Raw genomic sequence first — 3,840 nt, 5'->3', positions numbered from 1 at the left:
CCTCCTCGCCAACGCGCGCCGCTTCGCGGCACCCGGAACCCATGTGGTGGTCACGACGAGCCGGCTGGGCGAGCTCGCGCAGATCCGGGTGATCGACCGCGGCCCCGGGGTGCCGGCCGACCGCCGCGACGACATCTTCGCGCCGTTCCAGCGGCAGGGCGACACCGACAACACGACCGGCCTCGGTCTCGGGCTCGCGATCTCCCGCGGGTTCACCGAGGGCATGGGCGGCACGCTCACCCCCGAGGACACCCCGGGCGGCGGGCTCACGATGGTCGTGGAGCTGCCGGTGCAGCCGGCCGCCGAGACGACGACGCAGGGGGCGCGATGAAGGTTCTGGTGGCCGATGACGACCCGCAGCTCGTGCGGGCGCTGCGCATCACGCTGTCGGCGCACGGCTACGAGGTGATCGCCGCGCCCGACGGGGCGGCGGCGGTGACGCTCGCCGCGCAGGCGCATCCCGACATCGTGCTGCTCGATCTCGGGATGCCGCGGCTCGACGGCGTGCAGGTGATCGAGGCGCTGCGCGGCTGGACGACCGCGCCGATCATCGTGGTCTCGGGACGCACGGGCTCGGCCGACAAGGTGGAGGCGCTCGACGCCGGCGCCGACGACTACGTCACGAAGCCGTTCCAGGTCGACGAGCTGCTGGCGCGGCTGCGCGCATTGGCGCGTCGGCGACCGGATGCCGCGGGCGAGCCGGTGGTGCGCTTCGCCGACGTGACGATCGACCTCGCCGCCAAGTCGGTGACGCGGGCGGGCGCGCGCGTGCATCTGACGCCGACCGAGTGGCGGATGCTGGAGTTCCTCGCCCGCAACCCCGACGCGCTGGTCACCCGGCAGACGCTCTTGAAGGAGATCTGGGCGAGCGAGCAGATCGCCGACACCGGGTATCTGCGCCTCTACATGTCGCAGCTGCGCAAGAAGCTCGAGGCCGACCCCGCCCACCCGGTGCACCTTCTCACCGAGCAGGGCATGGGCTACCGCCTGGTGCCGGGCGACTAGCGCCCGGCACCACGCGGCGCGCCGTCAGACGGCGGCGAGCGCGTCGAGCCGCTGGTAGCTGCGCTCCATGCCCTCGGTCATGCCGGTGCCGAGGATCATGTCGCGGGTCGCGGCATCCGGGTATTCGATAAGCAGCGTGAGAAGGGTGACGCCGTCCTCTTCGTAGAGAGTCAGGTCGTTGAGGGTCGACGGCCCGGGCATGCCGGTCATGCGCTCGGTGGTCACGACGCGGCGCGGGGCGTCGACGACGAGCGTGTCGCCCTCGAACCCGAACGCCTGGCCCTCGCCGCCCTCGACGGGCGCCCACGCGTAGCGGTAGGTGTCGCCCGCGGCGAGCCCGGGTTCGGCGATCGTCATCTCCCACCCGTCGGGGCCGAGCAGCCAGGTCTTGAGCAGCTCTGGCTCGTGGTGCGCGCGCCACACCAGCTCACGGGGGCCTTCGATGAGTCGGGTGATGCGCACGTGGGTGTCGTCGAGAACCTCGACCTGGGTGCCGGCGCCGAGGGCGTAGTCTCGCAGGTCGCGCAGCACCGCGTCGAGCTGGCTGATCGCCATGGTGAAGCCTTCGCGCATGCCCATCGCGAGCATCTGCTCGAGCGCCTCGACCGAGACGAAGTGGGAGACGCTGACCAGGCGTGCGCCGGTCGGGGTGGGCTCGACGGCGAACGTCGCCCGCATACCGGGCATGTCGGGCACGCTGTCGCCGTTCTCGTCGGCGAAGGTGTCGAGCACCTCGAAGCGGTGCGGGGCGTCGATGACGAGGAACTCCCACCGGGCGTGCGCGAGCTCTCCGCGCGGGCCGGTCATGTGGTAGCTCGCGATGCCGCCGACCGTGAAGTCGAAGCGGGTGAACGAGGCCGGCCATCCGGGCGGGCCCCAGAAGCGCTCGAGCTGGGCGGGTTCGGTGAACGCGCGCCAGAGCCGCTCGGGGGTGGCGGCGACGTCGGCGATGAGGGTGAGGGTGAGGGCCTCAGGGTCGACGGTGACGGAGGTGACGGGCATGGCGAGCTCCTCTTTTCGGGGCGGATGCCGCGGCGCGGCGTCCTTCGGGGGGATCAGGCGGGGGTGTCGTCTTCGGCGAGCAGAGCGTCGAGCCGGTCGATGCGCGAGCGCCAGACGCGCTCGTACTCGGCCAGCAGGCACCGTGCCCGCGCGATGGTGTCGGGATCGGCGCGCACGAGTCGCTCCCTCCCTTCCGCACGTTTGACGACGAGGTGGGCGGCCTCGAGCACGGCGACGTGCTTCTGCACGGCGGCGAAGCTCATGTCGTAGGCCGCGGCGAGCGCCGAGACGGTCTGCTCACCCGTGAGGGTGCGCTGCAGGATGTCGCGGCGCGTGGCGTCGGCGAGGGCCCGGAAGATGCGGTCCACGTCGGCGTCGGCGAGTTCAGTAAATACAACCATTTGGTTGTAGGTTACGACGCGCGCCGAACAGCGTCAAGCCCCGATCACGCCCGCGCGCGATCGGCGGCGCGCTCCACACCGAGGAAGATCGCCACGAAGCCGAGGAGCAGCGGCACGCCGAGCCACACGACTCCCGAGACGACGCCGACCACGGTCATCCACGCCTCGGTCAGCGGCGCGGGCATCACCCACACCACCGCCTGCATCACGGCGAACGCCACGGCGCCCCCGAGCGGAACCCAGCGCCACGGGCGCGGGACGACATCGACCCGGGCGATCTCGACCGCGGCGACGATCGCGGCACCCAGCATGAGCACCAGCAGCGCGAGACTGTAGAGCGCGATCTCCGCGCCGCCGGCCACGGTCAGTGCCTCGTTCGCCGGAGTCGGGTCGATGTACCCCTGCACGAGCACCAGCGCGCTGAGTGCGAGCAGGGCGACCGTGCCGAGCGGGCGCCGGCCGGTGACGCTCGCCGCCCGGGTGAAGCCCACCGCGAAGAGCGCGTACGCCGCCGCCGTGAGCGCGGGCGCGATCGGCGGGGTGCCACCACGCGGAATCGCCGTCTGCGAGGTCCAGAGCGCACCGATCACCAGCAGCGCCCCGGCAACGACCCACGATCGAGCGGTCATCGTCGACTCCCTCATAGCAACATCACAGCACGTGGTCCGATGGCGCACAACGGATGCCGCGGCATCCGTTCACGACGGCGGTAGCACCCGACGCGCCCCCAAGAACCATCGCGTCGGGTACTCCGCCCCACCCCCGGGCTACCGCCCGGGGGCTGTGAGTCCGAGCGCGACGCAGAACGACGCATCGTCCTTGCCGGCCGCGTTCGGAAGTACGGCGATCCGTCGGTCCGACAGCACGCAGGCCGTCGGGTTGGGCACGTACGGCCCCGCCGGCGCGTCCTCGCCCGTGCGCACGGCCGTATAGCTCGCCTCGCACACGGCGAGAGCGGTCGCGACACGGTCGGCCATCGACAGTTCGGTGTTCTTGTCACGGTCGGTCTCGACCGACGTGGACGTGCTGTGGTTCGACGTCAGATCGGTGCTCGTGTAGCAGTCGAACGTCACGTTGCGGTCGTCGACCGAGGCGAACAGGGCCGCGACGCCCGCCGTCGAGGCGGCGAGCACGAGGGCCGTCGCACCCGCGACCCACCAGAATCGGCGGCGGCGACGCGTGCGACGCACGGCGATGGTCGTGAGCACCTCGCGACGCATGCGCGCGATCTGCTCGTCGGTCGGGGGAAGCTGAAGAGTCATGATGTCGACCCCTCCTCTTCGCCGGGCGTGAGCGCCGCCCGCAGGCGCGCACGGATACGGGACAGCCGATTGCGGATGACGCCGTGGGACACGTCGAAGGCCTCGGCGGCCTGCGCGTAGCTGAACCCGTATTCGATGCACAGGTCGAACAGGCACTGGTCGTCGAACGA

General features: G+C 71.5%; 6 protein-coding genes. 2 read left to right on the top strand and 4 right to left on the bottom strand.

What is annotated here, in order from left to right:
- A partial coding sequence (locus tag ASG00_RS15585) for a sensor histidine kinase (RefSeq protein WP_235559024.1) occupies positions 1-331 on the top strand: 331 nt, incomplete at its 5' end.
- Positions 328-1,005, top strand: a complete 678-nt coding sequence (locus ASG00_RS01070) for a response regulator (protein WP_056206216.1) — start codon at positions 328-330, stop codon at positions 1,003-1,005. The genes ASG00_RS15585 and ASG00_RS01070, both read left to right, overlap by 4 nt.
- 24 nt (positions 1,006-1,029) lie before the next feature.
- Here ASG00_RS01070 and ASG00_RS01065 read toward each other — a convergent pair whose 3' ends face one another.
- The 4 genes from ASG00_RS01065 to ASG00_RS16155 all read right to left on the bottom strand — a co-directional run bounded on the left by ASG00_RS01065 (position 1,030) and on the right by ASG00_RS16155 (position 3,670).
- A complete protein-coding gene (locus ASG00_RS01065; RefSeq protein ID WP_056206214.1) occupies positions 1,030-2,007 on the bottom strand; it encodes an SRPBCC family protein in 978 nt (325 codons plus the stop codon).
- 53 nt (positions 2,008-2,060) lie between these two features.
- The gene (locus ASG00_RS01060; protein ID WP_056206212.1) at positions 2,061-2,408 is read right to left on the bottom strand and encodes an ArsR/SmtB family transcription factor; all 348 of its coding nucleotides are present in this window, start codon (positions 2,406-2,408) and stop codon (positions 2,061-2,063) included.
- A gap of 44 nt (positions 2,409-2,452) precedes the next feature.
- A complete protein-coding gene (locus tag ASG00_RS01055) occupies positions 2,453-3,037 on the bottom strand; it encodes a hypothetical protein (RefSeq protein ID WP_056206211.1) in 585 nt (194 codons plus the stop codon).
- A 138-nt stretch (positions 3,038-3,175) separates the two neighbouring features.
- Positions 3,176-3,670 carry a hypothetical protein gene (locus ASG00_RS16155; protein ID WP_056206209.1) on the bottom strand — a complete coding sequence of 165 codons (495 nt, stop codon included), beginning with the start codon at positions 3,668-3,670 and terminating at the stop codon, positions 3,176-3,178.
- Between the last annotated feature and the right edge of the window lie 170 nt (positions 3,671-3,840).

Origin of the sequence: Microbacterium sp. Leaf351 (assembly GCF_001423825.1) — a bacterium.
Lineage (GTDB): Bacteria > Actinomycetota > Actinomycetes > Actinomycetales > Microbacteriaceae > Microbacterium > Microbacterium ginsengisoli.
This window is presented reverse-complemented; position numbering and strand designations above follow the sequence as displayed.

What these genes read in the sequence shown, in the direction of transcription:
- ASG00_RS01070 (WP_056206216.1), top strand. Translation starts at nt 328, where the DNA reads ATGAAGGTTCTGGTGGCCGATGACGACCCGCAGCTCGTGCGGGCGCTG.
- ASG00_RS01065 (WP_056206214.1), bottom strand. Translation starts at nt 2,007, where the DNA reads ATGCCCGTCACCTCCGTCACCGTCGACCCTGAGGCCCTCACCCTCACC.
- ASG00_RS01060 (WP_056206212.1), bottom strand. Translation starts at nt 2,408, where the DNA reads ATGGTTGTATTTACTGAACTCGCCGACGCCGACGTGGACCGCATCTTC.
- ASG00_RS01055 (WP_056206211.1), bottom strand. Translation starts at nt 3,037, where the DNA reads ATGACCGCTCGATCGTGGGTCGTTGCCGGGGCGCTGCTGGTGATCGGT.
- ASG00_RS16155 (WP_056206209.1), bottom strand. Translation starts at nt 3,670, where the DNA reads ATGACTCTTCAGCTTCCCCCGACCGACGAGCAGATCGCGCGCATGCGT.